This is a genomic window from Kribbella koreensis, assembly GCF_039525325.1.
Lineage (GTDB): Bacteria > Actinomycetota > Actinomycetes > Propionibacteriales > Kribbellaceae > Kribbella > Kribbella koreensis.
Genome location: NZ_BAAAHK010000027.1, coordinates 53287 through 79379, shown reverse-complemented (window position 1 = coordinate 79379; position 26093 = coordinate 53287). Strand labels below are relative to the sequence as shown.

Here is a 26093-nt window from a genome sequence, read left to right as displayed (position 1 = left end):
GGTGCTGTGCTGTCTTGGATTGACGGGTATGACTCGACGAGGAATCGGAGATGGACAGTGGCGGAGCAAGGCGGGTTTCCGGTGCCGGAGGCCGGGTTGGTTGTTGCGCAGTTCTTGACTGTGCGGGATGTGGGGGTTTCCCGGGAGTTCTATGCGGATGTCTTCGGTGGGCGGGTGGTGCTGGCGGAGAATCCGGCGGTGGTTCAGGTGGCCAATACGTGGATCATCATGAATCCGGGGGGTGGGCCTACGCCGGACAAGCCGGGGGTGACGTTGAGTGCGCCTGAGGCTGGGGATCCGGTGTCGGCGTTTCTCAATGTGCGGGTGGCTGATATCGCGGCGTTCTATGCCGATGCCCGGGCGAAAGGGGCGCAGTTTCTTACCGAGCCGTTGGATCGAGGGTCGGAGGTGCGGTGTTATCTGCGGGATCCGGATGGCTACCTGATCGAGATCGGGCAGACCACCGGACTGCTGCGCGGGATCACTGCCGAGCAGTAGGTCAGCCGAGATCGGAGTGGGCGATGACCTTGGTGATGGTGATGTGGACTGCGGTGAAGCCTTGTTCTGTGAAGGTTTCGGCCAGGGCGTCCGCGGGGTGGGTGGGGTAGTAGCGGTCGGCGATGGCTGAGGCGACGGACTTGATGTGGGTGGGGTCGGCGGAGATTCTTGCCTGGCCTTCGAGGGTGACGAAACTGTAGGGCTGCTGGTCGTCGCTGATGCAGGCTGCGATGCGGGGGTCGCCGGCCAACAGGTCGCCTTTGACGCTGCCGGGGGAGAGGGCGAAGGCCAGTTCGTCGCCGTCGAGGACGAAGCAGATCGGGGTGACGTGGGGGCGGCCGTCGGGGCGGGCCAGGGCCACGTGGGCGAGCTTGGTTCCGGCGGTGACGAAGGATCGCCATTCGGTGTCGGTCATCGCGGTCATCGGTGTGCTCCCATTCGCTGAGTCGGCGTCTCTTGGGTACGACGCTAGGCGCGGTGGGTGATCGTGAAAAGCGATGATTATCGATCAAGGTGATCGCCAAGGGTTATGGTTGGTCGGTGATCGACGTCGAGTTGCGGCATTTGCGGGCGATGGCTGCCATCGCCGAGGAGGGGACGTTCGGGCGGGCGGCGGTCCGGCTCGGGTATACCCAGTCGTCGGTGAGTCAGCAGATCGCGGCGCTGGAGCGGGCGCTGGGTGGGGCTGTTTTCGATCGGCCGGGTGGGCCCCGGGCGGTGCGACTCACCCCGCTCGGTGAGGTGGTGCTGAGTCATGGGCGCGAGTTGCTGACGAGGTCGGAGGCGCTGGCTGATGCGGTCGATCGGTTCCGGGCGGGGAGTGGGCGGATCGACATCGGCACCTTCCAGAGCGTGTCCAATCTGATCCTGCCGGCGGTGGTACGGCAGTTACTGGATGAGCATCCGGGCTGCGACATCAGGTTGTCCGAGGTCGAGCCCGAGGATCCGAAGCTCGGGGATCTCGATCTGCTGTTCCACGACGGCCGGATCGAAGGCGACGTCGAACACGTGAAGCTGCTCGACGAGCCGTATCTGTTGGTGGCCGGCGTCGGCGTGTTTCCGGACGGGCCTGTACGCGCGGAGCTGCTCGACGGAGTGCCGATGGTCGCGTGGCCGCTCACCTTCCACCAGCGCTGGTTGGAGCGGACGCTTGCGGAGTATGGCGCCCGGCCGCGGGTCGTGTTCCGTACTAGCGGCCACGAAACCATCCTGTCGATGGTGCGGGCGGGGATCGGCTCAGCGGTGCTGCCGTGGCTTGCCCTGCACGGATCCGACGCCACATCCGACGACCGCCTCAGCATCCATCAGCTAGAGCCGGCGCCATCCCGCGAGATGTTCCTCCACTGGCCGGCCGAACGCACCCATTCACCCCTCGCCACCCGAGCCATCGAAATCGCCATCGAAGCCGCAGGCAACCTCGCCGCCCAGATCTGATCCCAGGGGCTGGCCGACCTGCTCCGGCTCCAGGAGCTGGACAATCACCTCCGGGCGGGAGCTCGAGCTGTCAGCTCAGTTCGGGTGCCGTGATGTGGGTGACGGCCGCGGTCAGGGTTTCGCGGGTTCGAGGGGAGAGGTCGGTGGTGAGGGCTTCTACCCGGTCGGTGAAGGCGGTGTGGGCTTTGGCGGCGAGGGTGTGGCCGGCGGGGGTGAGGGTGATCTGGCTGGCGCGACGGTCGGTCGGGTGAGGGTTGCGGGCCAGGAGGGAGCGGCGTTCCAGGCGGTCGACCATGCTGGTGAGGCTGGAGCGTTCGATGGACATTATGCGGCTCAGGTCGGTCATGCCTTGCGGGCCGGCGAGCAGGACGCACAGTAGGTGGGCCTGCTGTGGAGTGAGGCCCAGTGGGCGGCTCGTTTCGGCGTACAGGTCCTGGAGGACGTGCATCAGTTGCACCAGGGAGCCGACCAGCTCTGTGTGCCTCGTTGTCGTCGTCGCCACGCCACCACTGTAGTCCGACCTGCGGACAGTTTGGGGTTCTGATAGTTAGGAGGCCTAGTATTTAGGTGTTCGAACTATTTAGGAGACAGACGATGAACGTGCGCTTCGGCTATGGCTCGCCCGACCACATCCGCGAGGTGCCGGAGATTCTCCGGCTGGCCGAGCAAGCGGATCGGGACGAGCTCGACCTTTTCTCGCTCTCGGACCACCCCTACCTGCCCAATCTGCTCGACCCCTACGCGACGCTCGCCTTCATACTCGGCCGCACGACCCGAATCTCCGGGCTGGCCAATGTCACCAACCTCCCGCTGCGTCCGGCGCCGGTGCTCGCCCGTACGGCGTCATCGCTGACCGCGATCTCCGGTGGACGGTTCGTACTCGGTCTCGGTGCGGGCGGCGCGTGGGACAAGATCGCGACGATGGGCGTGCCCAAGGTCAGCCCGGCCGAGGCGGTGGAGGCGTTCGAGCAGGCGATGATCCTGGTCCGCAAGCTCTCCGGCGGCGGTCCCGCGATCACCGACCCTTACTACGGCGTGACAGCACTCGCGCCCTCCCAAGTGCCGGCGCCACCGATCTGGACCGGCTCCAACGGACCCAAGTCCTTGGCCGCAGCCGGCCGCCAGGCGGACGGCTGGATCCCTGGCCACGCAGCCGATTGGCTCAGCGAGCGGTACCGCCAGGCCCGCCCGATCATTGACGAGGCGGCCCTGTCGGTCGGCCGTAAACCCTCCGACGTGGCGACGATCTACAACTTCCCCGGCCAGATCACCGCGCAGCCGCTGGACCGCGTCCGCGACGACGACGGCCGCTGGATCGGAGGCTCGCCGTCCCAATGGGTCGAAGAACTCACCGAAGCCGTACTCGACCACGGCGCGGCCGGCTTCATCCTCTTCCCGCGAGGCACCGACCCCATCGAAACCACCCTCAACCGCTGGTCCCAAGAAGTCGTCCCCGCCGTCCGAGCGGCCATTGGCTAGCCATCTAGGAGGAGAGGGGGAGGTCTACCGGACATACAAGGCCCGGAATCGAGCATTGTCGTTATCCCCGCCGACGCGCCATGCAGGCACAACTCCCGGAGGACGCTCCGACACGCCGAGGGCAACCGCTTTCCAACCGAGTTAGGTATGCACGGACGCCCACGCCCACGCCCACGCCCACGCCCGCGCCCGCGCCCGCGCCGACTGCCGTGCGACCGGCAGCCTGCCCGTCTCCCGAGCAGCCATCGGCGCTAGGTCCAGTCGACCGAGAAGAACTGCGTTTCCTGGAATTCGCGCAATCCGTCGCGGGCTCCTTCGCGGCCCAGCCCGCTCTGTTTGAAGCCGCCGAACGGGGCGGCTGGGTCGGAGACGACGCCACGGTTGACGCCGACCATGCCGGCCTCGACCGACTCCGCGATCCGCAGTGCGTCCTGGAGCCGGCCGGCGTAGACGTAGGCGGCCAGTCCGTACTCCGAATCGTTGACCTGGGCAAGCATCTCCTGCTCGTCGCGCCAGCTGATGATCGGCGCGACCGGGCCGAAGATCTCCTCACGGACGATCCGGAAGCCGGGCTCGACGTCGACGAGCAGGGTCGCGGGGTAGTACCAGCCGTCGGCCGGTACCGGGCCGGTGTTGGTGATCCGGGCACCGTCGGCGACGGCATCGTCGACGAGGCCGCTGACTCCGGTGACGGCCTTCGCGCTGATCAGCGGGGCGACCTCGAGCTTGTCGATCGCCGCGCCGAAGCGAGCCACGAAATCGTCGAGGACGTCCGCATGGACGAAGAAGCGGTTCGCCGCGGTGCACGCCTGGCCGCCGTTGCGGAACTTCGCGATCATCGCGCCGGCGACGGCGGCGTCGAGATCGGCGTCGGCGGTGACGATGAAGGGCGCGTTGCCGCCGAGTTCCATGCTGGTGTTGAGAACGCGATCGGCCGACTGCCTGAGCAGGGTGTGGCCGACCCGGGTCGAGCCGGTGAAGGAGAGCTTGCGGACGCGGTCGTCCGCCAACCAGGTGGTGACCACCTCGGCGGGGGAGTCGGTCGTCACGACGTTCACCACACCTTCGGGTACGCCGGCCGCGGTGAGCAGGTCGGCGATCGCCAGGGCGGTCAGCGGGGTCTCGGAGGCGGGCTTCAGTACGACGGTGCAGCCGGCGGCCAGGGCAGGGGCGATCTTGCGAGTTGCCATCGCAGCAGGGAAGTTCCAGGGGGTGACGAGGGCTGCGATGCCGACCGGCTGGTGGGTCACGATCGTGCGGGTGCCGCCGGCGGGGGACGAGCCGTATTCGCCGTCGGTGCGGACGGCTTCCTCGGAGAACCAGCGGAAGAACTCGGCGGAGTAGGCGACCTCGGCTCTTGCGTCCGCTTCGGATTTGCCGTTCTCGGCGGTGATCAGGGCGGCCAGGTTCTCGGTGCCGGCGATGATGAGTTCGTAGGCTTTCCGGAGTACCTCGGCCCTCGCTCTGGGAGCGGTGGTGGCCCAGTCCGGGAAGGCCTTCGCGGCGGCGTCGACGGCTGCGGTCGCGTCGGCGGCGGTACCGTTCGGGACCTCGGCGATGACTGCCTCGGTGGCCGGGTTGTAGACGGCGAAGGACGTCACCGGGACTCCTCCAGCACGGTGTCGAGGAGGTCGAGGCCTTCGATCAGCAGGTGATCGGGGATCGACAGCGGCGGCAGGAAGCGCAGTACGTTGCCGAACGTGCCGCAGGTCAGCACGATCAGACCCTTGGCGTGAGCGGCCGTCGCGACGCGGCGAGTCAGGTCGGCGTCGGGCTCGGTCGTTCCCGGTACGACGAGTTCGACCGCGAGCATCGCGCCACGGCCGCGGACGTCGCCGATCCGCTCGTCGGCCGCCTGGGTCTTCCTCAGGCGCTCGGCCATCAGGTCGCCGATGGCGCGGGCGCGGTCGACCAGCCCGTCGGTCTCGATCATTTCGATCACTGCAAGGGCGGCCGCGCACGCCAGCGGGTTGCCGCCGTAGGTCCCGCCGAGGCCACCGACGTGAGGAGCGTCCATGATCTCGGCGCGACCGGTCACGGCCGACAACGGCAGCCCGCCCGCGATGCCCTTCGCGGTCACGATCAGGTCGGGTACGACGCCTTCGTGCTCACAGGCGAACAGATCGCCGGTCCGGGCGAACCCGGTCTGTACCTCGTCGGCGACGAACACCACGTCGTGGTCCCGGCACCATGCCGCCAGCGCGGGAAGGAAACCGTCAGCCGGTACGACAAAGCCGCCCTCGCCCTGGATCGGTTCGATCACCACGGCCGCGAGGTTCTCGCTGCCGACCTGCTTCTCGATCACCTCGATCGCACGTCGCGCCGCTGCCGGACCGTCGATGCCTTGATCACGGAAGGGGTAGGACATGGGCGCGCGGTAGACCTCGCCGGCGAAGGGACCGAAGCCGCTCTTGTACGGGTGGTTCTTCGCGGTCATCGCCATCGTCAGGTTGGTGCGGCCGTGGTAGGCGTGGTCGAAGGCGACGACGGCCTGCTTGCCGGTGTACGCGCGGGCGATCTTCACCGCGTTCTCGACGGCTTCGGCACCTGAGTTGAAGAGGGCCGTGCGCTTGGGGTGGTCGCCGGGGGTGATCCGGTTGAGAGCTTCGGCGACGCGGACGTAGCCGTCGTACGGGGTGACCATGAAGCAGGTGTGCGTGAAGGAGGCCAGCTGGTCCTGGACCGCTTGGACCAGGGCAGGAGCGCTGTTGCCGACGGTGGTGACGGCGATGCCAGAGCCGAAGTCAATCAGGGAGTTGCCGTCCACGTCGACGACTACACCGCCACCTGCCGCGGCGGCGTAGACGGGCATGATCGTCCCGACGCCCTGGGCTACGGCGGCGGACTTCCGGCTCTGCAGGTCGCGAGAGCGAGGACCGGGGATGGCCGTGAGCAGGCGACGTTCCTGGGGGAGCGCGGGGCCCCCGGTGGGTAGGTTCGGCATGGTCACCACGGTGCGGGTTGGCTGCCTCGGAGGCGATGGCTTATCTGCACAATCTGATGCGGTCGGTTGTGCAAAACTGTCAGGGTGATCTCGCTGACTGCCGTACTCGCTGAGCCGGGGCTGGACCTGAAGGCGGTCCATGTTCCCCAGCCGAACGCTCCGGTGCGCTGGGTAGCGACCAGCGAGCTGGTCGATCCCACTCCTTTCCTTGAGGGTGGGGAGCTGCTGCTGACCACGGGTCTGGCCACGGCGGGCTGGCGGCGTGAGTGGACGTCGTACGTCACCCGGCTCCGAGATGCCGGGGTCGCCGGGCTCGGGATCGGCACCGGGTTGACTCATCGGACGCCGCCCCGGGGGTTGGTACGGGCCTGCGAGGAGCTGGGGGTCAACCTTGTCGAGGTCCCACGGCTGACGGCGTTCGTGGCAATCAGCCGGCGTACCGCCGACCTACTGGAGCAAGCCGAAGAACGCGCGGCCCGCACCGCCCTCGACCTCCAGCGCCGCCTCACTGCCGCAGCCGCAGGCCCCGACCCCTCATCAGCAATCCTGCGCCAACTGGCCAAGGTCACCACCGGCGTCGCCTGCCTCTTCACTCCCGCCGGCCAACTCCAATCCGGCTCACCCGGCGACCTGGACCTTCTCGAGATCCGCGAGCAACTGAAGGTGATCCGCTCCCAAGGCATGCTCGCCGCCCTCACGCTGAGCTCACCCCAGCAGGTGATCACCATCCAGCCAATCGGCCTCAACCAACGCCCCGACAGCTACCTCGTCACCGCCACCCCCACTCGCCCCACCGAACCCCAACGCCGCTCCGTCACCACCGCCGCAGCCCTCCTGGCCCTGGTCTCCGAACAGCAACGCGAAAAGCTCGAGGACCGCCGCCGCGTCACAAGCCGAGCCTTCGACCTGCTGATGACCGGCGACCACCGCACCGCACAGCTACTACTGGACCGCAACGCCTTCCCGACCAAGCTCCAACTCCTAGCCGCCCAAGGACCCCCAGAAGCAATCGAAGACGCCCTGACCCTCGCCGAGGTAGCAGGCGCCAACGGTGCGGCCGGCCGTCGCGGGACGCTGGCGGTCCGCGTGGACGGCGACCTCTTCGTTGTCGCTGCGGATGCGGTCGCCGGGCGTATCGCCTCCGAGCTGGCCGGCTTGGGTTTGTTTGTGGGGGTTGGCGACATCGCGGCCCCCGACAGCCTCGCCGGGAGTCGCAGCACCGCGGTACAGGCTCTTGCGCGTACGTCTGCGGCCCGACCTGTCGTCCGCTGGAACCGCATCGTCCACGAAGGTCTCACTGCCCTCATCGACCAGCCCACGGCGACAGCCTTCTCTGCTTCGTATCTGGGGACCTTGACCGCAGAGCAGCTGGAAACTCTGCGGTCCTACCTCCGTCACCACGGCTCCCACCTCAAGACCGCCGAAGAGCTCGGCCTCCACCGGAACACGGTCCGCAACCGCCTGACCCAGATCGAGCACCAGCTGGGCGACTCCCTCGACGACCCCGACGTCAGAATGACCGCCTGGTTCGCCCTCCAGTCAGCTGCCGCATTTGTAGACGACCGCCGCCCAATAGCCTGAGTTGGTCTCGTAGCCGCCCGCCGTCCACGGCGCGTTGCGGTTGAAGGCGTGCGTCAGCATCGTGCCTTCGGGGAAGGTGTACCTGGTGCCGTCGCTCCTGACCAGGATCGACGGGTAGTGGTCGATGAAGTCATCGCCTGCCGTGACGGCGTCGCCTGAGCTGTTGACGTCGGCCACGGCATCCTCGACCTGCGCGACGAGGGCGCCGCGGGTGTTCCAGATGTACCCGGTGGAGTAGATGCCGTTGCCCACCTGACCGCCGATCCGGCTGCCCTCGATGTCCCAGACGAAGACGTTCTCGTGGTGCGGGCCCCGGAGCGGGATCGGCCGGCTGTTCCAGGACTCCCACAGGTAGCTGATCGGGCTGTTCGGGTCTTCCGGGTTATCGGCCCGCCCGATGATCCGGCCCTCGTCGGAGATGTCCTCAGCAGAGGATCCCTGTGATCCCCGCGGCGTGCGGAGCAGCCGCGGTTGCCCGCCCGCCGGCCAGATGAAGGCGTGAGTGGTGTTGGGGTCCGTCTCGTCGGAGACGCTACCGACGATGTCCTGGCGGGCGTTCATCCCGCTGAGCGTGTAGATCTCCTGGCCTTCGGGCACCTGCAGGATCCGGTACGAGTCGGTCTTGACCGAGTAGACCCAGTAGTCGGTACCGGCCTGGTTGCTGCTGTAGCCGAGGACGAAGCCGCCCTTGACCACCGCATAGCCGTACGACTCGCTGTCAGGCTTCGACGCGAGCCAGCGCGGTACGCCGTCGACCCAGAGCACTCCCTGGGAGCCGGCTCGTTCCTGCCGCGGGGCGTGCCCGAGGATGTACCGCCCGGACGGATCCGCGCTTCTGACCATGCTGAGGCCGGGCTCGGTGTCGGCAGGCAGCGGGAGAACGGTCTTGGCACAGGCGGTCGGCTCGGCTGCGGCAGCCGGCGTGGCGACGGACTGTGTGGCCGGGAGTGCGGCGGCGAGGAGTGCGGTGGTGGCGCAGAGTGCGGCCAGCTGTCGGATCATGTGAGCCCCCCAGACGGAATGACGAACGACCGCCAGAGGCTCCCATCCGGTGGGGGCGACCTGCCAGGCCTTCGGTGAAGGTTGCAGGTTGCTGCAATGCGGGGATCGGCGAGTGCCGGGACCTAGACTCCCGTCGCGTGGACCATCAGTTTCTGCTAGTGGCCGGGGCCGGGCTGGCGATCATGATCACGGCGTCGGTGTTCGCTCGGCGTACGGGTGTGGCCGCGCCGTTGTTGTTGGTGGGGCTGGGGATCGGGGCCAGTTATCTGCCCGGTACGCCGGTGATCCACGTCGAGCCGGAGCTCATCCTGGCGGGAGTGCTGCCGCCGCTCCTGTACTCGTCAGCGGTTCAGTTGCCGGTGCTCGACGTACGGCGGAACGTGTCGCTGATCGCCTGGCAGTCGGTGGTGATGGTGATCGTGTCGGCGCTGGCCATCGGGGCACTGGTGCATGCGTTGTTTCCGGAGATCTCCTTTGCACTGGGCACGGCGCTCGGCGCTGTGGTGAGTCCGACCGATGCGGTCGCGGCGACGGCGATCGGGCACCGGATCGGGCTGCCGCCGCGGCTGATGACGGTGCTGGAGGGGGAGAGCCTGGTCAACGACGCGTCCGCTCTCGTCGTACTCCGGACAGCCATCGCCGCGATCGCCGCGTCGTCCGGGTTCAGCTTCGGGCATACGGTCCTCGACTTCGGCTGGGCGGTGCTCGGAGCCGTGCTGATCGGGTTGCTGGTCGGCTGGCTGACCGCATTGCTGCGCCAGCGCCTCGACGATCCGGTGCTCAACACGACGATCTCGTTCGCGGTCCCTTTCCTCGCGTACTTCCCGGCTGAGGAGGTCCACGCTTCCGGCGTCCTGGCCGTGGTGATGGCGGGGCTGCTGACCGGCGCCCTGGGCAGCAAGCGGTTCAGCGCTCGCGATCGGCAGACCCAGGCCACCACCTGGACGACGATCAGCTTCATCCTCGAGAGCGCCGTCTTCCTTGCCATGGGCTACCAACTCCCCGAACTCGTGGACGCAGCCCGGGCCGAGACCACCACCGCTGAGATCACCGGCCTTGTACTACTGGTAGTTGGACTGTTGATCGTCCTCAGGTTCGCTGGGCTGGCCTGGCCGGCGTTGCGGGAGCGGTTCGGGCGGAAGGATCGCAACGAGCAGACCCGGGCGAAGCTCGGTCAGTTCGAAGAGCAGCTGGACTCGATGACACCGGCAGGGCAGCGGGAGGAGAACCGGCTGGCGTGGGCCCGTCGGCGGCTCGCTCGTGGCCGGGCGGATGTGGAGTTCGAGGAGCGGGAGCCGATCACCGGACGCGGGTACGTCGTCGTCGGCTGGGCTGGGATGCGCGGCGTCGTCACAGTCGCCGCTGTCCAGACGATCCCAGGTGGTGCGCCGCACGTCGACACCGTCGTGCTCGCGGCGTTCCTGGTCGCGCTCATCACGCTGGTGCTGTTCGGGCTGACGCTGCCGATGGTGATCAATCGGATGAGCTTCGCGGCTGAGAGTGCGGAGGAGAAGCGCGACTCCGTCCAGTCGCTGCTGCGGCGGGTCGGCGAAGGGGCGATCGACACGCTCGGTCCGCTGGAGGAGCAGACCATCGGTGGCGAGCGGCTCGACCCGGAGCTGGTCACGACGATGAAGGACCGGATCGTTCCGGGTCTCGTCTCCGGGAGCAGTCAGCTGCGGAACGCCAAACCCGACTCCTTCGAGCAGATGATGATCGTTCAGCGCCGCTACCTCGACGCGATGCGCGACGCCCTCGGCGCCGAACGCAGCATCGGCGCCTACAGCTCCGCGACGTACCGCCAGGTCGAGTCCCTACTCGATGCAATAGAGCAACGCTTCGGCACCCGCTAGCTGTCGGCCTTGATCGCGGCGGTCAGCGCGTCGACGGATGCTGCGGTTGCTGCGAAGGTCAGCGGCGGCTCGGGGTTCCACGGCAACACGTGACCGCTGCGTACGGCCGACTGCTCCGACCACGCGGGGATCTCCGCCAGCTGATCAGCGCCGAGCGAATTGGGCCGTTGGTCGTACAACAGGATGTCAGCAGGATGGCCACTGGCGAGCTCGGTCCACTTCACCACTTCCCAGCCGCCCTGCGCCGGAGTCGGCGTGAACGGCAGACCCGCGTCGGCCAGGAGTCGCAGCCCCGGCCAGTACGCCGGATTGGCCACATACGCGTCCGCCGGAGTACCACCGGACAAAGCAGTGACGCGTATGTCGGGCCGCTCGCCGACAGCCGCACTCAACCGCCCGAGCGCCTCAGTCAGTACCGCCTCGTCGTCCGCAGCGTCCGAGCCCGTCAACGCCTCAGCCAGCTGATGAAAGCGCCCGATGATCGTCTCGAGCCCCGGGTCGCCGGCGATCCGGATCAGCAGGATCGGCGCGAGCTCACCCAGCTTGGCCGCGGCACCTTCCGACAGCCCGTACACCTCGCCCGCATAGCTGACCCCGACCACGAGATCAGGTTGCAGCGTCGCGATCAGCTCGTCGTCGACGGCATCGCCGGAGCCAATACTCGGCACGTCCAGGCCCAGCGCGGGTTGCGCCCCGGCATCGGCGTGATGCTGCGACCCGAAGTACCCGACAACCGGTACTCCCAACGCCGCCAGCGTCTGTGCGGCCTGCGCATAGGCCAGCACATGCGTCGGCCGCGCAGCCACCTCGACCTGATCTCCGCGATCATCCTCGAACAACCAGCTGTCGGACGCCATGCCGTCCCCTCCTAGGTGTGCCGAACACCCATCATGCCCGCAGCCCATCCACTTCGCGGCATTCTTCGTCAGTTCCGGTCAGGAGTCCCAGATCGGTCCTAGCGCGGGGATTCCCAGCCGCTCCATCCCGTGGACGACCCTCCAGGTCACCTTCTTGTTGGAGACGCAGATGACGGCTTCGGCACCGGAGGACTCGTACTCCGAATACGCCAGCTTCACCATGTCCGGCTTGCCGTAGGCGTCGGTGTCCCAGATGAGGGTGTCCGGCTGAGCCGTGAGGATCTCGTCGACGAGCGCCTGCCCATACGTCTTCACCGGATCACGCGTCACCCACACCAGCTTCATGGGAACCCGATTCGCCAGTACATGTGCCAGCACCGGCCCGATCCCGCTGCCCGTCACGACGTACACAACTCGCCTGAATACCGTTCCGTAGTTGGCCATCCCGGCCGTGGCGACGCCGCGGACCCAGACGTGGGACGGGGGATTGTCGATGAAGTCCCCGGTCCAGTCGCCGGCCCGGGAGACCGCCATCCGGAATCCTGGCGCGCCCGGCGTCGGGATCACCGCGAAGCTGTGCCACTGCCGCAGCGGATGCCGCGAGATGGATCGCGTCGAGCCGGCCATCGGGCGGCTGCGCCCGCCGCTCACCAGCGCGACATGCGACGACGGCCGGATGACGTCGATCGGGATCCGCCGCAGCAACATCCACGGAACCAGCGTGCTGGTCGTGGTCAAAGCGAGCACCCACACGGTCGGCGTACCGGCGAGCGCCGCCAGCAACGACTCCGAGCCGGCCGGCGACGACCCGGCCGATGACGCGCCGCGCCGTTCGTTCACCAGCAGCAGGGCGCCGATCCAGAACAGCGTCGACAGCGCCCACCCGCCGAATCGGTGAACCCGCTCGAACAGATCATGCCGCTTCGCCCGCATCGAGGGCCGCGACGTCATCACGATCGCCAGCAGCAGGAGCGACTGCACGTAGTACACGACAAGCAGTCCCAACCCCACCTGCCCGGTCGCGACGACGGTCAAAGCGAAGAACCACAGCGTCCCGCAGACCGCGCCACCCACATGCAGCCCACCCAGGTGATACCCCTTCGCGAGCGCCCACCGCACCCGAAGCGGCCACGACTTCGGCACCCGCATCACCAACTGGGACAGGAAGTTCACGAAGAACTGCTGCCGCACAACCACACCCAGTGCGAAGTTCACCTGAGCGACCAAGGCGAGATTCACCACCGAGTCCCACCAGTGACCGCTCAACCCCCAGCCGAGCACCAGCACGTTCGACATCACCACGAAGAGCGTGAGCCGATGGCTCTGCATCATCCGCGGATGCTTCATCACCCGCCGCCCTACCGGAAGTGGCTCCGGAAGGCGCACTTCCGGCAGGTGGACAGGCGTCAGCAACTCTTGTACCGCAGTCATGAAATTCCCCCAGAATTTCCGAATCACCCCGTTGTGCAAGGTAAGACGCCTCGACCGGGGATTCGGTTGATTCCCACTTCTGTGGCGCAACCCACTGCAACCGAACCGCCGCGAACTCGTCCGGGGTGCGAGCTCGCGGCGCGGGATCTCGCGGCCTGCTTACTGGCTGATGGTGACCGGGCCGGCTTCGGAGACGTTGGTGATGTTCATCTGGGTGAGGGTGGTCGCGTACGCCGACGAGCCCGGCATCAGGATCCGGCGCAGCTCGACGCCGGTGATCTGGGCGCCTGGCTGACCGTTGATGCGAGCGGCGGTGGTACCGGCGTTGCGGACTCTCACATCGGTGATCGTCACGCCGGTGATCGGGCCGACGCCGTTCGCGCCGGCGCCGGTCCACAACGCCAGCCAGGTGCGGTTGTTGTCGTTGGTGAAGGACAGCCGCTCGATGTCGATGTTCTCGAACCGGATCGTGCCGGCCGTACCGGTGCCGTACTTGTGATGGACGCCGATCGCGACGGCCGCGTCGTACACGACCGCGTTGCGGAAGGTGACGTTGGACTGGTTCTGCAGGACACCCTGGCCGACCTTGAGTCCGTAGCAGAAGGTCCAGGTGATGATGTCGTCGAACAGCACGTTGTCCAGCGGCCGGGGGTTGCCGGGGATGTTCTTGGTGATGTCGGTGTTCGCTGCCCAGGTCTTGGTGCTGAACGGGTCGTCGAGGCCGATGCCGATCGCGTTGCGGACCGTCACCGCTTTCGACTCCATCACGTCGATGCCGTCGTTCTCGCCGAGTTCGAGATCGAGGCGGTTGAAGAGCTTCAGGTTGGTGAAGCTGAGATCCTCCGAGCGGATCGGCATCACCATCCAGCTGCTCGCCTCCTTGAAGGTGATCCCGTCGACCCGGAAGTTGGTCGTGTAGACGGGGGTCAGCAGGTTGACGCCGAGGTTGCTCGGGGCAAGGGATGCCTTGCCGTTGCCGTCGATGGTGCCGCGGCCGTAGATCGAGATGCTGGTCGACGAGTACCGGGTGGAGATGAACCAGGTGATGTCGCGGCCCTGCGAATCCTTGTGCCAGTGGACGTCGTAGTTGGCGCGCTCGCCGGTGTAGCGCAGGACGGCGCCGGGGGCGAGGTACAGGGCGAGGTTGCTGCGGAGGTAGATGGTGCCGAGGGTCCAGACGCCGGCGGGGACGTAGACGGTGCCTTGCCTGCCGTTGGCCGTGCCCCAGGCGGCGGCGTCGTTCAGGGCGTTCTGGAAGGCGGTGGTGGAGTAGCCGCTTCCCGGCTGCGCGTTGTAGGGCGCGTTGCGGACGTTGAAGATGCCGGCGCCGCTGTCGGCGGGACGGTTGGTCTCGAGCGGGTCGATCGCGATCACCAGGCCCGGCCGACCATCGAGTTTGACGATCAGGTACTCGTCGCGGGTCACGGTGAAGGTCAGACTCGCGCCGCTGACCGACCCGCTGAGATTGAGCTTGGCCGGACTGATCGAGTACGACCCGATGGCGGTGTTGTTGACCTTCGTGACCGTGATCGTCGCCTCGCCGCCGCCCATGGCGAGCTGAGCGATGTCGTACCCGGGGAAGTCACTGACCGGCACGTTCTGCCCGTTGACGGTCAGCCGGTAGTCGGGCGAGGCGGCATAGATCGACTGCACCGGATAGATCTGCAACGGCGCCGGCGCCGCCTGTGCGTATTGCACCCCCAACCCAGCCAGCAAACACCCCATCAAAAACACTGCCAACACACGAACACGGATCCCAACAGGTGGCGACATGAACAACTCCTTAGGGCGGGAGGATTCGACATCTCTGGCCCGAAGGTAGACCACCGAAAGCACAAGTGTGAACTATATTCACATATGTGAACAGGTTTGACCGAAACCGGCCAGATCGAGAAGGGTCGAGTGAGGACCTCACAATCCGGGAGGCTGGGGCGTCGGTGCTTCGAGAGACGGCAAACCTGAGGAGGCGGCAGTGAGTGGTGGCGATCCGAAGCTGAGTGTGATCATGAGTGAGCGGCGGCAGCTGATCAACCTCGCGTACCGGCTGCTCGGGTCGCTGGCGGACGCGGAGGACGTCGTACAGGAGACGTACGCGCGCTGGTACGCGATGTCGCGGGACAAGCAGGATGCGATCGAGTCGCCGGGCGCCTGGCTGACGACCGTGGCGAGCCGGATCTGCCTCGACCTGCTCGGTTCAGCGCGGGTACGCCGGGAGCGCTACGTCGGCGAATGGATCCCCGAGCCCGTCCCCGACCAGACGCAGACCGATCCCGCCGACCGCGTCACCCTCGACGAGTCGGTCAACATGGCGTTCCTCGTCGTGCTCGAATCGATGACCCCGGCCGAACGCGTCGCGTTCATCCTGCACGACGTGTTCCGCTACCCGTTCCCCGAAGTCGCCGAGATCGTCGGCCGTACGCCGGCAGCCTGCCGTCAACTCGCCACCTCGGCCCGCCGCCGCATCCGCACCTCGCAGACCCCGCCGGCTCCCGAGGCCGAACGCACCGCGATCGTCCGCGACTTCATGCAGGCCTGGAAAGCGAAGGACATCCAGACCCTCGTCGGCCTGCTCGATCCCGAGGCCGTCTCGATCGGCGACGGTGGCGGGCTGGTCAGCGCCGCGCTCCACCCCGTCGAGGGCGCCGAGACGATCGCCCGGTACTTCGTCGACCTCGCCGAACGCCGAGGCTCCCTCACCGTCGAGGAACGCACCGTCAACGGCCAGCCCGGCCTGGTCGTCCTCGACGAGGGCGTCACCGCCGCCGTCCTCGCCTTCGACCTGGAAGGCGACAAGATCAAACACATCTGGGCCATCCGCAACCCGGAGAAGCTCCGGCCATGGACCGACGTGCGGATCGACAGGAGGTAGTCCGCGCGCCCTAGTGCACCTTGAGCGTGGATGGCGATCCGCGTACGGCGTCTCGGGGGTGCACTACCTGTCGATCGGCACATGCCCTCAGGGAAACGTCGCTTACCGTGGATGGGGGGACAAGGGGGCGGGGGATGTCGGAATCGGCTGTGGCGGTGTTTGAGCGGCTTACCGGGGTGGGGGTGCCGGAGCGGCCGTCGGTGTTGTTTGAGACGGCCTGCGTGATGGGTGGGAGTGTGGCTGGGTTGCTGGCTGCGCGGGTGCTTGCTGATCATGCGCGGCGGGTGGTGGTCGTCGAGCGTGACGAGGTCGACCTGGCGGGGCGGTGGCGTTCCGGCGTACCGCAGGATCGGCATGGGCATGTGTTGTTGCCGGGTGGGTTGCAGCAGTTGGAGCGATGGCTGCCTGGGCTTGCTGCTGAGGCGGAGGCGTTGGGTGGGTACCTCGCGGGCAGCGATCAGCAGGTCGTCTATCACGATCTGGAGGAGCAGGCGCCGATCGGTGATGCGCACCTGCTGCTGGCTGGGTCGAGAACGACCAGTGGCTGGTGATGCTGATGTCGTACGAGCATCACTCGGCGGCGGAGTCGATCGATTCCTTCCGCGCCGCCTGCGCCGACCTCCCACCCATCTTCGCCAAAGCCTCCAGCGGTTCAGCTACCTCGGAGGCCCAGACCTACCACCAAGCCGACAGCCGCCGCCGCGACTTCACCGGCCTAGCTAACTTCCCCGCTCGCCTGATTGCTGTCGGCGACGCGGTCGCCTCTTTCAACCCCATCTACGGCCAGGGCCTGAGCTCCGCCGCCCTCCACGCCTCCTGCCTCTCCGAGTACCTGAACAGCAACCCCGACCTGACAACCCAGGCAACGTCGTACTTCACCAGCCTGCAAGTAGTCGTCGACGCCGCCTGGACCATCTCAGCCGGCGGCGACGCAGCCCGCCAAGACCTACTCACCGGCGCCGAAGTCCCCGAACCGGTCCATCACCAACGCTGGGCCATGAACCAAATCCTCCAGGCAACCCTCAAAGACCGGTCGATCGCCGAGGCTTTCGTCGCAGTAACCCGCATGCAAGCCCACCCCAACACCCTCCAAGACCCAGCTCTCCTCGAACGAGCGGTAGCCCTCAACCGGCCCACCCCCTGACCCCGCACCAACCGAGTCCACGCCATCCGCTCGACGGGGGCGGGCGGGGGTGTGTCCGAGGGGTGGGAGGGGGACTCGCGGTGTCTGTCGGGAGTCAGTTCATCGTTGTAATGTGGCGGGGATCGCGGAATCTATTTCGCTAGGAGGAGCTGGTGGGTACACCGCTCAAGGTTGCTGTTCTGGGGTTCTGGCACGTTCATGCGAGGGATTACGCCCGGCAGGCGCAGGAGCATCCGGGGACGGAGTTGGTGGCCGTCTGGGATGACGAAGTCGAGTTGGGGCGGGCGGGGGCGGAGCAGTTCGGAGTGCCGTTCACGGAGGATCTGGACGGGCTGCTGCAGCGGGACGATCTCGACGGGGTCATCGTCACCACCTCGACCGACGTGCACCGCGACATCATGGTCAAGGCGGCCAACGCGGGGAAGCACATTTTCACCGAGAAGGTGCTGGCGCCGACGGTTGCCGAGGCGACCGAGATCATCGAGGCGGCCGATGCCAACGGAGTGAAACTGGTGGTTTCACTACCGCGGCTTGCGCATGGGTACACACAGGCGATCCGCGAGGTGATCGACAGCGGAGTCCTCGGTCGGCTCACCTACGGCAGGGTGCGCCTGTCCCACGACGGAGCGATCCCGCGTAACGGCAACGAAGGCTGGCTGCCGCAGCGGTTCTTCGATCCGAAGGCGGCCATCGGGGGAGCACTCACCGACCTCGGCTGCCACCCGATCTACCTGCTGCAGTTGTTCCTCGGAGCCGACCCCGAGACCGTCAGCGCGATCTATCGGTCGGTGGCCGGCCGCGGCCTGGAGGACAACGCCGTCGTCACCGTCGGCTACGCGGACCAGAAGCTCGGCGTGATCGAGGCGGGGTTCGCCAGCCCGAACCCGTTCACGATCGAGATCTTCGGTACCGACGGCAGCCTCAGCTACACCGACGAAGGCAACGTACTCCGGGTAAAGGGCAACCAATTGCCGGTACCCGAGCACAGCCCGGACCCGTTCGCCCAATGGGTCTCCCACATCACCGACGGCACCCGCGCGGACGACAACCTCGCCCGCGCCGTCGAGCTGACCCGCCTCGTCGTCGCCGCCAACGAGGCTGCCACGAAAGGCGATTCCATCGCGTACGACGGGAAGGTGATCAGCTGATGACGCAACTCAAGGTCGGCCTCATCGGTGGTGGCGGGATCGCCTCCGCGCACATCAAGGGCTATCACCAGCACGCCGCCAAGATCCGCATCACCGCCGTCGCCGACGCGGTCGAGCAGACGGCCAAGGCGCGTGGCGAGGAGCTGGGCGCAACGGCGTACACGGACTATCTGCAGATGCTCGAAGCCGAGGAACTCGACGCCGTCGACATCTGCCTCCCGCATCACCTGCACCGCGACGCGATCGTGGCCGCGGCCCAAGCAGGCAAGCACATTCTCTGCGAGAAGCCGTTGTGCCTGTCGGCGGACGAGGCCGCCGACGTGCGCAAGGCGGTCACCGAGAACAACGTCACGCTGATGTGCGCGCACAACCAGTTGTTCATGCCGGCGGTGGCGAAGGCGAAGGAGTTGCTGGAGGCCGGCACGATCGGCACCGTGTACGAAGTACGGACCACGGACAGCTTCTACAACAACTTCGATCCGGCCAACATGGGCTGGCGGGCAAGCGCGAAGACGAGTGGCGGTGGCGAGCTGATCGACACCGGGTACCACCCGACGTACCTGATGTTGCACCTGGCCGGCGGGCTGCCGGTCGAGGCGACGGCGATGCTGTCGACGCATCGGCTGAAGTTCATGGAGGGTGAGGATTCGGCGCAGGTGCTGATCCGGTTCGACAACGGCGTCGTCGGGCAACTGGTGACGAGCTGGGCGTACCAGCCGGCGCCTGGCACCGAGCGGTTCTCCGTCGTCGGCGAGCTGGGATCGCTGCGCAGCGACGGTGAATCGCTCACCACTCAGCTCCGAACCGGTGAGACCGAGACCGTGGACCTGGGATCCGTCGACACCTTCGTCGCGGAGATCGGGCACTTCGCCGACTCGTTGCTCGGCAAGACCCGCCCGCTGCACACCGAGGAGGAAGGCATCGCCGTCCTCGCCATCCTGCTCGCCGCCTACGAAGGAGCCCGAGCGAAGACGATCGCCCCGATCGGCTGACGCCGCGCCGGCTGACGGCCAGTCAGCCGGCGTCCGGTCAGATGACGGCGATCGCGGTGATTCCCAAGGTGATGCCGACCAGATAGGTGCCTAGGGCACCGATATCGCGGAGCGGGCCGTGCTCGGCGAGGGTTTTCGACGTCAGCATGCCAACGGCGTGCACGGTCCGTACTACGAGCGCCGCGACCGACAGCGCGTCGACCCACCAGCTGTCGGACAGCGCCGAGCAGACCAGCAGCAGCACGATCATGGTCGGGATGTACTCCGCGGCGTTGCCGTGCGCCCGGACCGCGATGAGCAGCCGGTCGGCGGGGTCGGTCGATGCTTGCGGGCCGCCGTTCTTGCCACGGATCACCCGCCACCGGGTGACGTTGGCGCCGAGCCCGAACAGCAGGACGCCCATCAGGGCGATGCAGACGATCGTGATGGTGGTCATGTGAGTACTCCTTCGAAGTGACGGGCCGAGTCAGCGAGGTGGCTGACGATCGTGTGACTGAGCTGGGTGCCGAGCAGGGCGTCGGTCTTGTGCATGCCGCCGGGGCAGGTGACGTTGACCTCGATCAGCCGGCCGCCGATCACGTCCAGGCCGGCGATGGCGATTCCGTGCTGGAGCAGCTGCGGGCGGAGCGCGTCGACGATCGCCCGGTCGGCGTCGTCGATGTCGGCGGGCGCGACCGGCGGGCCGATCCGGAAGTCGTCGGCGCACGGCCTGCGGAGTACGGCGCCGACGATCTCGCCGTCCAGCAGGAAGAGGCGTTTGTTGCCGTGTTCAACGGCCGGTAGGTACTGCTGGGCGATCACCTGGCGGCGGCCGCCGTGCGTGGCCGACTCCAGGAGCGACAGCGCGGCGTGGTCATTGCTGACCAGCCACACATCGAGACCGGCGAATCCGTCGACGGGCTTGACGACCGCGGTGCCGGCGCCGGCGACGAACTCGCGGAGGCCTGCGACGTCGGCGCCGACGAACGTCGGTGGGCAGAGGTCGGGGAAGCGCAGGGCGATCAGCTTCTCGTGCATCGCGCGGACTCCGTCGGGGCGGTTGACCACCGGCGTACCGGCCAGATCGAGCAGGTAGGTGGTGTGGAGGTAGCGCTCGTCGACGGGTGGATCGATGCGCAGTTGCACGAGGTCGAAGGTGGCGACCTCGACGACGGTCGTCGCCAGTTCGTCGTACCAGCGACGATCGACGATCCACCGATGGTCGCGGCCGGCCGGATGCCGTGGCCGGAGCCTGATCCGGTGGGCCCTGGCGTGAAGCTTGCCGTTGGCAACGATGAGGCCGGCGGGCTGGCAGGACCAGACGTCGAGGCCGAGGTCCTGGGTCGCGCTCATCATGCCGATGGTGGCGTCGATGTCGGCCTGCAGGCCGTCGAGCGGGTCGGTGACGAAGAGGACGCTGTTCATGCGGCCGGCTCCAATTCGGGTAGTAGCCGATCTGCGGTGCTGAGGGTTCCCATCGCTGCCGCGTGCCAGTGGTCGGCCAGCTGAGGCGCCTGCGTTTGAAGGAGGCGAAGGGTCCGGCGGCGGAGGGCGTCGTCGTACATGAGACTGGCCAGAGCCGTGATCACGGGACCCACCTCAGCTGGTTGCTGGGCGTCGAGGAAGCGAACCTCGAGGTACGTTCCGCGCGGCCGGACTGGCGGGAACAGCGTGCTGAGGTGGTCGGCGGCGCCGCCGGTGACGAAGACCTTGGCTACGGCTGCGAATTCGGCGTACGCCGTGACTGGGTCCGCATGCAGTAGGCGGTCGTCGAAGCCGGTGCGGGCTGGGTCGGTGCGGAGCCAGGTGGTGAGGCGGCTGCCGAGGCCTGAGCTTCGAGCGAATCTGGCGGCCAGCAAGGGGCCCGCGAGGTTGAGGACTCGCCATTGCTCGATGCCGGCCTCGCCCGGCCACCAGTCCAGGCAGACCTGGGTGGATGCGGTTCGGCGCATCATGCGGCGGCCGGCGGGACCGATCGTGTCGAAGTGGCGGTGCATGGCGACGTACCGCGGGGTTGTCAGCTGAAGCGGGACCTCGTGTTCGGGACGCGGGTCGCAGGGCTGGGCGTCGAGCTGGATTCCCGCTGCGGTGAGGTGGCGTTGGAGGTCCTCGGTGTAGGCGCAGAGGCTGCCGGCCGGGTCGTCGGTGCAGGGGAGGCTGAGCTCGAGTTGGCCGCCGGGTTCGAAGCTGACGTACGGCGCGGCGTGCGCGGTACGGGCTGCTCGGCGTACTCGCTCGATCGGTACGGCGGCGCCGGTCGCGGTGTCGGCGACGAGAAACTCCTGCTCGACGGCGATCCGGGTGGTCCGCCGGCGGCCCCGGGCGAACAGGCCGGCCACGAGGGGGCGTAGCTCCTTGGTGTCCATCGTCGCTCCTGATACTGTAAGGATTCCTGTCGAAATATTGGAAGGAATCCTTACGGATGTCAAGGGTTGATCGTCCTCGGCTCGACCGGAAGCCGCTGATCGCGCTGATCGACCGGGCCAACCGGGCGATGCAGGCCGACATGGTGCGGATCGCTCATCTGCGCGGTCATCCGGAGGTCAAGCCGGCCCACAACTCCGTCTTCGCGACGCTGGCCGAGGGTGGTTCGCGGGCCATCGACATGGCCGAGCGGGCCGGGATCACCCGTCAGTCGATGGGTGAGGTGGTCCGCGACATGGTCGCCCTCGGCATCCTGGAGATGCGCCCGGATCCGGCGGATCGGCGGGCCAAGCTGGTGACGTACACCGAGCACGGGCGGGAGGTGTCCGCCGACGGCCATGGTCATCTGATCGAGCTCGAGCGGCGATTCGCGGCCGAGTTCGGGGTGGTGGAGTACGAGATCGCGCGCGACATCCTCGGCCGGATCGCCGGCCTGCTGGACGACTGGGCCGCCGAGGAGGCCGGTCCGGAAGCCGTCGGCGAGTAGCTGACTTGACTCCGATGTAGTCAGTGCCTACAGTCATGAGCACAACCTGGACATTAAATATCCAGAATAACTCGAGAGAAGAGAACGACGATGGCGATGAGGATCTTTCTGGCGGGCGCATCGGGGCAGATCGGGCAGCGGTTGATCCCGCTGCTGGTCGAGGACGGGCACGTGGTCGGCGGCATGACCCGGTCGGCGGCCAAGACGGAGCTGCTCGAGCGGCTCGGCGCCGAGGCGATCCTGTGCGACGTCTTCGACCGCGACGCGCTGATCCAGGCGGTGACCGACTTCAAACCCGACCTGATCCTGAACGAGCTGACCGACCTGCCGGACGACCTGGCGCAGATCGGCGCGCACGCCGAGCTGAACGCCCGGATCCGGACCGAAGGCAACCAGAACCTGATCGAGGCCGCCCGGCAGGTCGGCTCGCCGAAGCTGCTGGTGCAGAGCGTCGCGTGGCAGTTGCCGGACGGGCCTGACGCGGTGGCCGTCGCGTCGCTCGAGAAGTCGGTGCTGGCCGAGGGCGGCGTCGTCCTGAGCTACGGGCAGTTCTACGGCCCGGGCACCTACAACGAGGAGCAGATCCCCGCCGAGCCGCGGGTGCAGATCGATCGCGCCGCCTCGCTCACGGTGGCGGCTCTGGATGCGCCTTCGGGCGTCGTCGTCATCACTGACTGAGGAGTACTGGTGTCAACATCACGGACCCGCACCCTGCCGGCGGGAGTCGCGCTGGCGGGGGCGGCGATCACGTTCACGAGCATGTACCTGGCGGCGGGCGCTTTGACGCCGTTGCTCGTTGTTTACAAGGAGCGGTTCGACTTCGCTCCCTCGATGCTGACGTTGGCGTTCGCCGTCTATGCGATCGGGTTTCTCGCGGCCGTACTGACGGTGGGCTCGCTGTCCGACTACGTCGGCCGGCGGCCGGTACTGATCGGCGCGCTGGCCGTCCAGATCGCGTCGAATCTGCTCTTTCTGTTCGCCGCCGATGTCGGGTGGGTGATCGGCGGCCGCATCGTGCAGGGGGTGGCGAGCGGTGCGGCGACGAGTGCTTTCACGGCGATGCTCGTCGAGGTCGCGCCGGCTGACCGCAAGCGGTTCGGCACGATCCTCGGCAGCGTCGGGCTGACCGGCGGGCTCGGTGGCGGGTCGTTGCTCGCCGGGTTCGCGATCCAGTTCACGTCGTCGGCGAACACGATCATCTTCGTCGTACTGACGGTCGCGACTGTGCTGGGGATCGGCGTGGTCGCGTTCTCGCCGGAGAGCGTGGTCCGTACGTCAGGGGCGGCGCGGTCGTTGATTCCGCGGATCTCGTTCCCGGCGGCGACCCGGCGGGAGTTCGTGGCCGCTGCTCCGGTGGTGGCCGCGGTCTGGATGCTTGCGGGGTTGTCGGGTGGGCTGGCGCCGAGCATGGTGCGGAGCGTCTTCCATTCGGACAGCAGTCTGCTCGGTGGCTTCGCGGGGTTCGTCGCGCCGGCCGTGTCGGCGGTGATCGGGCTGGCGTTTGCTGGGGTCGCGCCCCGGCGGGCGATGACGATCGGGATTTACGCGTCGATCATCGGGGCCGCCGGCATCATCACCGGCGTACTGGTCGGCAGCTTGGCGGTCATGATCGTCGGGCAGGCTGTTGCCGGGGTTGGGTTCGGCGCTTCGTTCACTGCTTCGCTGCGGCTGATCTTCCCGTTGGCGGCGGCGCACCAGCGGGCGGGAGTGGTGGCGGGGATCTACCTCGTCTCGTACCTCGCGCTGGGCGTGCCGATCGTGATCGAGGGGCAGCTGGTGGGTCCGCTTGGTGAGGTACCGGCTGTGTTCTGGTACACCGCATTCACGATTCTGCTGGCCCTGATCAGCCTCATCGCGCAGCGCCGGATTACCCGGGCGGCGCTTCGTCCTCCCGTTCGGATGCCCTTGCGTGCAAAGGTCGGAAAGAGCGGTTGACCGGCTTTCTGGCGGAGAGGAAGGTGATAGCAATCATGACCGGAAGTAGCCGGATGATTGCAAATTGAAAAACCCTTGGGGAGGGAATTCGATGTCATCGATCGACGATTTGGCAGAACTTCAGGCATTGATCGGGCCGGCCGCGCCGGGCCGGGCGGCGGCCGGCGCGGATCAGCCGTCGGAGCGCCGGGCGGAGCTCTACGCCCGGCTGCTCGGCGTCACGGTTCCACGCGACCTGGTGGCCGAGATCAACCAGCGGCCGCGCGCCGCGGTGTCGATCGGGAACCTGCCGGCCGCCGTGGACTGGCGCGATGTCGGAGGACGCAATCACGTGTCTCCGGTCAAGGATCAGGGGGGATGCGGCTCGTGCGTGTCGTTCTGTACCTGCGCGACGATCGAGTCGACGGTGTCGATCGCGACCGGGGACGTCGTCGACCTGAGCGAAGCGGATCTGCATTTCTGCTCGGCCCACGGACCCGGCTGCGGCGGCTGGTGGCCGAGCAGCGCACTGGACGAGTGCATCCGGCGCGGCGTGCCACTGGAGGAGATGTTTCCGTACTCCAGTGCCTTCGACGCCAGTGGAAATCCCAGTTGCAAGCTGGATCCGAACCGCGACGCCCGCCTTTACACGCCGACCGGGTATTCCACCCTGGTGTCGACAGCGGAACGTAAACAATGGCTCGCAAATCGCGGCCCGGTGTGCGCTGTTTTCCAGGTCTATGACGATTTCTTCAGCCACACCGGAGTTTACCGGCACAGCACCGGGAACAGCGCCGGATATCACTGCGTCGAGATCGTCGGGTACTCCGATGCCGACCGGTGCTGGATCGCGAAGAACTCGTGGAGCGCGGCCTGGGGTGACAACGGATTCTTCCGGATCGGGTACGGCGAGTGCGGGATCGACGACACCAGTAACGACCGCGACGGCAGCGGATCGCTGAACCGGTTCCCGATGTACGGCGTCGAGGGTGTCAAGGTGCCGGGCGGCTGGCGTGGCTTCGAGCTGGCCCAGCCGCGGAGTGCGTCCGAAGGCGGCGGGGTGGCGGCCGTCTCCCGGATCCCGAACAGCATGGAGGTCTGGTGGGTCGGCGCTGACGGCTCCTTGCGCGACTCGTACTGGTACGAAGGCAATCCCTGGCAAGGCTTCGAACTGGCCCCGGCGGGAAGTGCGTCGCAAGGCGGCGGGGTGGCGGCGGTGTCCCGGATCCCCAGCAGCATGGAGGTTTGGTGGGTCGGCGGTAACGGTTCCGTGCAGGGGGCCTATTGGTACGAGGGCAGCAACTGGGGACGGTACGAGCTGGCCCCCGGCGGCAGCGCTTCACTGAACGGCGGGATCGCGGCCGTGTCGCGCATCGCCAACAGCATGGAGCTTTGGTGGATCGGCGGCGACGGGTCCGTTCAGGGGGCCTATTGGTATGAGGGCGGCAACTGGGGACGGTACGAGCTGGCGCCGGCCGGCAGCGCTTCGCCGGGCGGCGGGGTGGCGGCGGTGTCGCGGATCCCGAACAGCATGGAGGTGTGGTGGGTCGGCGCGAACGGTTCGCTGCAGGGTGCCTATTGGTATGAGGGCAACAACTGGGCACGGTACGAGCTGGCGCCGGCCGGCAGCGCTTCGCCGGGCGGCGGGGTGGCGGCGGTGTCGCGGATACCCAACAGCATGGAGGTGTGGTGGGTCGGCGCGAACGGTTCGCTGCATGATTCGTACTGGTATGACGGCGGTACCTGGCAGGGCTTCGAGCTGGCCCCGGCGGGGAGTGCCTCGCTGACTGCCGGGATCGCGGCGGTCTCGCGGATCCCGAACAGCATGGAGCTGTGGTGGACCGGCGCGAACGGTTCACTGCGCGACTCGTACTGGTACGACGGAGCCAACTGGCAAACGTTCGAGCTGACACCCGGCGGGGGTGTCTCGCCGAACGGTGGCATCGCGGCGGTCTCCCGGATCCCCAACAGCATGGAGGTCTGGTCGATCGGCTCGGCCGGATCCGTCCAGGACAATTACTGGTACCCGTAAACCAACAGTCGAGGCTGGTCAGGCC

Annotated in this window: 25 protein-coding genes; 14 read left to right on the top strand and 11 right to left on the bottom strand. The window is 67.4% G+C overall.

The window, feature by feature from the left end; all coding sequences use genetic code 11:
* Nucleotides 1-57: 57 nt before the first annotated feature.
* Entirely contained in the window at nt 58-498 is a 441-nt protein-coding gene (locus ABD116_RS41255; RefSeq protein ID WP_343984111.1) for a VOC family protein, read from the top strand.
* A gap of 1 nt (nt 499) precedes the next feature.
* Here the strand turns inward: ABD116_RS41255 and ABD116_RS41250 are convergent, their stop codons facing one another.
* Entirely contained in the window at nt 500-922 is a 423-nt protein-coding gene (locus tag ABD116_RS41250; protein WP_343984109.1) for a PPOX class F420-dependent oxidoreductase, read from the bottom strand.
* 116 nt (nt 923-1038) lie between these two features.
* On the opposite strand from ABD116_RS41250, the gene ABD116_RS41245 reads away from it, so the two are divergent.
* Complete coding sequence (locus ABD116_RS41245; protein ID WP_343984107.1) at nt 1039-1932, top strand: LysR family transcriptional regulator; 894 nt, start codon at nt 1039-1041, stop codon at nt 1930-1932.
* A 70-nt stretch (nt 1933-2002) separates the two neighbouring features.
* Here the strand turns inward: ABD116_RS41245 and ABD116_RS41240 are convergent, their stop codons facing one another.
* Nucleotides 2003-2434 carry a MarR family winged helix-turn-helix transcriptional regulator gene (locus ABD116_RS41240; RefSeq protein WP_343984105.1) on the bottom strand — a complete coding sequence of 144 codons (432 nt, stop codon included), beginning with the start codon at nt 2432-2434 and terminating at the stop codon, nt 2003-2005.
* 92 nt (nt 2435-2526) lie between these two features.
* Here ABD116_RS41240 and ABD116_RS41235 point away from each other — a divergent pair, with 92 nt between their 5' ends.
* On the top strand, nt 2527-3411 hold the full coding sequence (locus tag ABD116_RS41235; RefSeq protein ID WP_343984103.1) for an LLM class flavin-dependent oxidoreductase: 885 nt from the start codon (nt 2527-2529) through the stop codon (nt 3409-3411).
* Nucleotides 3412-3662: 251 nt separating this feature from the next.
* On the opposite strand, the gene ABD116_RS41230 is transcribed toward ABD116_RS41235, so the two are convergent.
* Nucleotides 3663-5012 carry an NAD-dependent succinate-semialdehyde dehydrogenase gene (locus ABD116_RS41230; RefSeq protein ID WP_343984101.1) on the bottom strand — a complete coding sequence of 450 codons (1350 nt, stop codon included), beginning with the start codon at nt 5010-5012 and terminating at the stop codon, nt 3663-3665.
* The gene (gene gabT, locus ABD116_RS41225; RefSeq protein WP_343984099.1) at nt 5009-6355 is read right to left on the bottom strand and encodes a 4-aminobutyrate--2-oxoglutarate transaminase; all 1347 of its coding nucleotides are present in this window, start codon (nt 6353-6355) and stop codon (nt 5009-5011) included. The genes ABD116_RS41230 and gabT overlap by 4 nt, the downstream gene beginning before the upstream one ends.
* An 84-nt stretch (nt 6356-6439) precedes the next feature.
* Here gabT and ABD116_RS41220 point away from each other — a divergent pair, with 84 nt between their 5' ends.
* Nucleotides 6440-7936, top strand: coding sequence for a PucR family transcriptional regulator (locus ABD116_RS41220; protein WP_343984097.1), 1497 nt, complete (start codon nt 6440-6442; stop codon nt 7934-7936).
* Here ABD116_RS41220 and ABD116_RS41215 read toward each other — a convergent pair.
* On the bottom strand, nt 7895-8938 hold the full coding sequence (locus ABD116_RS41215) for a hypothetical protein (protein ID WP_343984095.1): 1044 nt from the start codon (nt 8936-8938) through the stop codon (nt 7895-7897). The genes ABD116_RS41220 and ABD116_RS41215 overlap by 42 nt on opposite strands.
* A 137-nt stretch (nt 8939-9075) precedes the next feature.
* Between ABD116_RS41215 and ABD116_RS41210 the strand changes: the two genes are divergently transcribed.
* Complete coding sequence (locus ABD116_RS41210) at nt 9076-10791, top strand: cation:proton antiporter (protein WP_343984092.1); 1716 nt, start codon at nt 9076-9078, stop codon at nt 10789-10791.
* Here ABD116_RS41210 and ABD116_RS41205 read toward each other — a convergent pair.
* The 3 genes from ABD116_RS41205 to ABD116_RS41195 all read right to left on the bottom strand — a co-directional run bounded on the left by ABD116_RS41205 (nt 10788) and on the right by ABD116_RS41195 (nt 14777).
* A complete protein-coding gene (locus tag ABD116_RS41205) occupies nt 10788-11648 on the bottom strand; it encodes an ABC transporter substrate-binding protein (protein ID WP_343984090.1) in 861 nt (286 codons plus the stop codon). The two genes, ABD116_RS41210 and ABD116_RS41205, sit on opposite strands and share 4 nt — an antisense overlap.
* 78 nt (nt 11649-11726) lie before the next feature.
* The gene (locus ABD116_RS41200; protein WP_343984088.1) at nt 11727-12980 is read right to left on the bottom strand and encodes a ferredoxin reductase domain-containing protein; all 1254 of its coding nucleotides are present in this window, start codon (nt 12978-12980) and stop codon (nt 11727-11729) included.
* 258 nt (nt 12981-13238) lie between these two features.
* Complete coding sequence (locus ABD116_RS41195) at nt 13239-14777, bottom strand: glycosyl hydrolase family 28 protein (protein ID WP_343984086.1); 1539 nt, start codon at nt 14775-14777, stop codon at nt 13239-13241.
* A gap of 274 nt (nt 14778-15051) precedes the next feature.
* Between ABD116_RS41195 and sigJ the strand changes: the two genes are divergently transcribed.
* The 5 genes from sigJ (at nt 15052) to ABD116_RS41170 (ending at nt 19232) form a co-directional block, all read left to right on the top strand.
* Nucleotides 15052-15948, top strand: a complete 897-nt coding sequence (gene sigJ / locus ABD116_RS41190; protein ID WP_343984084.1) for an RNA polymerase sigma factor SigJ — start codon at nt 15052-15054, stop codon at nt 15946-15948.
* 155 nt (nt 15949-16103) lie between these two features.
* On the top strand, nt 16104-16499 hold the full coding sequence (locus ABD116_RS41185) for an NAD(P)-binding protein (protein WP_343984082.1): 396 nt from the start codon (nt 16104-16106) through the stop codon (nt 16497-16499).
* Between the two features lie 5 nt (nt 16500-16504).
* Nucleotides 16505-17092, top strand: coding sequence for a hypothetical protein (locus ABD116_RS41180; protein WP_343984080.1), 588 nt, complete (start codon nt 16505-16507; stop codon nt 17090-17092).
* A 152-nt stretch (nt 17093-17244) separates the two neighbouring features.
* Complete coding sequence (locus ABD116_RS41175; RefSeq protein WP_343984078.1) at nt 17245-18240, top strand: Gfo/Idh/MocA family protein; 996 nt, start codon at nt 17245-17247, stop codon at nt 18238-18240.
* Nucleotides 18240-19232 carry a Gfo/Idh/MocA family protein gene (locus ABD116_RS41170; RefSeq protein ID WP_343984076.1) on the top strand — a complete coding sequence of 331 codons (993 nt, stop codon included), beginning with the start codon at nt 18240-18242 and terminating at the stop codon, nt 19230-19232. Before ABD116_RS41175 ends, ABD116_RS41170 begins: the two co-directional genes overlap by 1 nt.
* Before the next feature lie 37 nt (nt 19233-19269).
* Here the strand turns inward: ABD116_RS41170 and ABD116_RS41165 are convergent, their stop codons facing one another.
* From ABD116_RS41165 to ABD116_RS41155, 3 genes are read right to left on the bottom strand one after another with little or no spacing between them, the layout of a single operon-like run.
* Nucleotides 19270-19668 carry an MAPEG family protein gene (locus tag ABD116_RS41165; protein WP_343984074.1) on the bottom strand — a complete coding sequence of 133 codons (399 nt, stop codon included), beginning with the start codon at nt 19666-19668 and terminating at the stop codon, nt 19270-19272.
* The gene (locus ABD116_RS41160) at nt 19665-20636 is read right to left on the bottom strand and encodes an ATP-grasp domain-containing protein (RefSeq protein ID WP_343984072.1); all 972 of its coding nucleotides are present in this window, start codon (nt 20634-20636) and stop codon (nt 19665-19667) included. The genes ABD116_RS41165 and ABD116_RS41160 overlap by 4 nt, the downstream gene beginning before the upstream one ends.
* Complete coding sequence (locus ABD116_RS41155) at nt 20633-21577, bottom strand: glutamate-cysteine ligase family protein (RefSeq protein ID WP_343984070.1); 945 nt, start codon at nt 21575-21577, stop codon at nt 20633-20635. Before ABD116_RS41155 ends, ABD116_RS41160 begins: the two co-directional genes overlap by 4 nt.
* Before the next feature lie 56 nt (nt 21578-21633).
* On the opposite strand from ABD116_RS41155, the gene ABD116_RS41150 reads away from it, so the two are divergent.
* The 4 genes from ABD116_RS41150 (at nt 21634) to ABD116_RS41135 (ending at nt 26068) form a co-directional block, all read left to right on the top strand.
* Complete coding sequence (locus ABD116_RS41150) at nt 21634-22122, top strand: MarR family winged helix-turn-helix transcriptional regulator (RefSeq protein WP_343984068.1); 489 nt, start codon at nt 21634-21636, stop codon at nt 22120-22122.
* A gap of 96 nt (nt 22123-22218) precedes the next feature.
* Entirely contained in the window at nt 22219-22800 is a 582-nt protein-coding gene (locus ABD116_RS41145) for an NAD-dependent epimerase/dehydratase family protein (protein ID WP_343984066.1), read from the top strand.
* 9 nt (nt 22801-22809) lie between these two features.
* Nucleotides 22810-24057 carry an MFS transporter gene (locus ABD116_RS41140; protein WP_343984064.1) on the top strand — a complete coding sequence of 416 codons (1248 nt, stop codon included), beginning with the start codon at nt 22810-22812 and terminating at the stop codon, nt 24055-24057.
* Nucleotides 24058-24148: 91 nt separating this feature from the next.
* The gene (locus ABD116_RS41135) at nt 24149-26068 is read left to right on the top strand and encodes a beta propeller lectin (protein ID WP_343984062.1); all 1920 of its coding nucleotides are present in this window, start codon (nt 24149-24151) and stop codon (nt 26066-26068) included.
* Nucleotides 26069-26093 lie beyond the last annotated feature (25 nt).

Excerpts from the sequence above, each read along its gene's own strand:
- ABD116_RS41235 (WP_343984103.1), top strand. The coding sequence starts at position 2,527 with ATGAACGTGCGCTTCGGCTATGGCTCGCCCGACCACATCCGCGAGGTG.
- ABD116_RS41145 (WP_343984066.1), top strand. The coding sequence starts at position 22,219 with ATGAGGATCTTTCTGGCGGGCGCATCGGGGCAGATCGGGCAGCGGTTG.
- ABD116_RS41155 (WP_343984070.1), bottom strand. The coding sequence starts at position 21,577 with ATGGACACCAAGGAGCTACGCCCCCTCGTGGCCGGCCTGTTCGCCCGG.
- gabT (WP_343984099.1), bottom strand. The coding sequence starts at position 6,355 with ATGCCGAACCTACCCACCGGGGGCCCCGCGCTCCCCCAGGAACGTCGC.
- ABD116_RS41135 (WP_343984062.1), top strand. The coding sequence starts at position 24,149 with ATGTCATCGATCGACGATTTGGCAGAACTTCAGGCATTGATCGGGCCG.
- ABD116_RS41180 (WP_343984080.1), top strand. The coding sequence starts at position 16,505 with ATGTCGTACGAGCATCACTCGGCGGCGGAGTCGATCGATTCCTTCCGC.
- ABD116_RS41200 (WP_343984088.1), bottom strand. The coding sequence starts at position 12,980 with ATGATGCAGAGCCATCGGCTCACGCTCTTCGTGGTGATGTCGAACGTG.
- ABD116_RS41160 (WP_343984072.1), bottom strand. The coding sequence starts at position 20,636 with ATGAACAGCGTCCTCTTCGTCACCGACCCGCTCGACGGCCTGCAGGCC.
- ABD116_RS41215 (WP_343984095.1), bottom strand. The coding sequence starts at position 8,938 with ATGATCCGACAGCTGGCCGCACTCTGCGCCACCACCGCACTCCTCGCC.
- ABD116_RS41150 (WP_343984068.1), top strand. The coding sequence starts at position 21,634 with ATGTCAAGGGTTGATCGTCCTCGGCTCGACCGGAAGCCGCTGATCGCG.
- ABD116_RS41165 (WP_343984074.1), bottom strand. The coding sequence starts at position 19,668 with ATGACCACCATCACGATCGTCTGCATCGCCCTGATGGGCGTCCTGCTG.
- ABD116_RS41250 (WP_343984109.1), bottom strand. The coding sequence starts at position 922 with ATGACCGCGATGACCGACACCGAATGGCGATCCTTCGTCACCGCCGGA.
- ABD116_RS41205 (WP_343984090.1), bottom strand. The coding sequence starts at position 11,648 with ATGGCGTCCGACAGCTGGTTGTTCGAGGATGATCGCGGAGATCAGGTC.
- ABD116_RS41170 (WP_343984076.1), top strand. The coding sequence starts at position 18,240 with ATGACGCAACTCAAGGTCGGCCTCATCGGTGGTGGCGGGATCGCCTCC.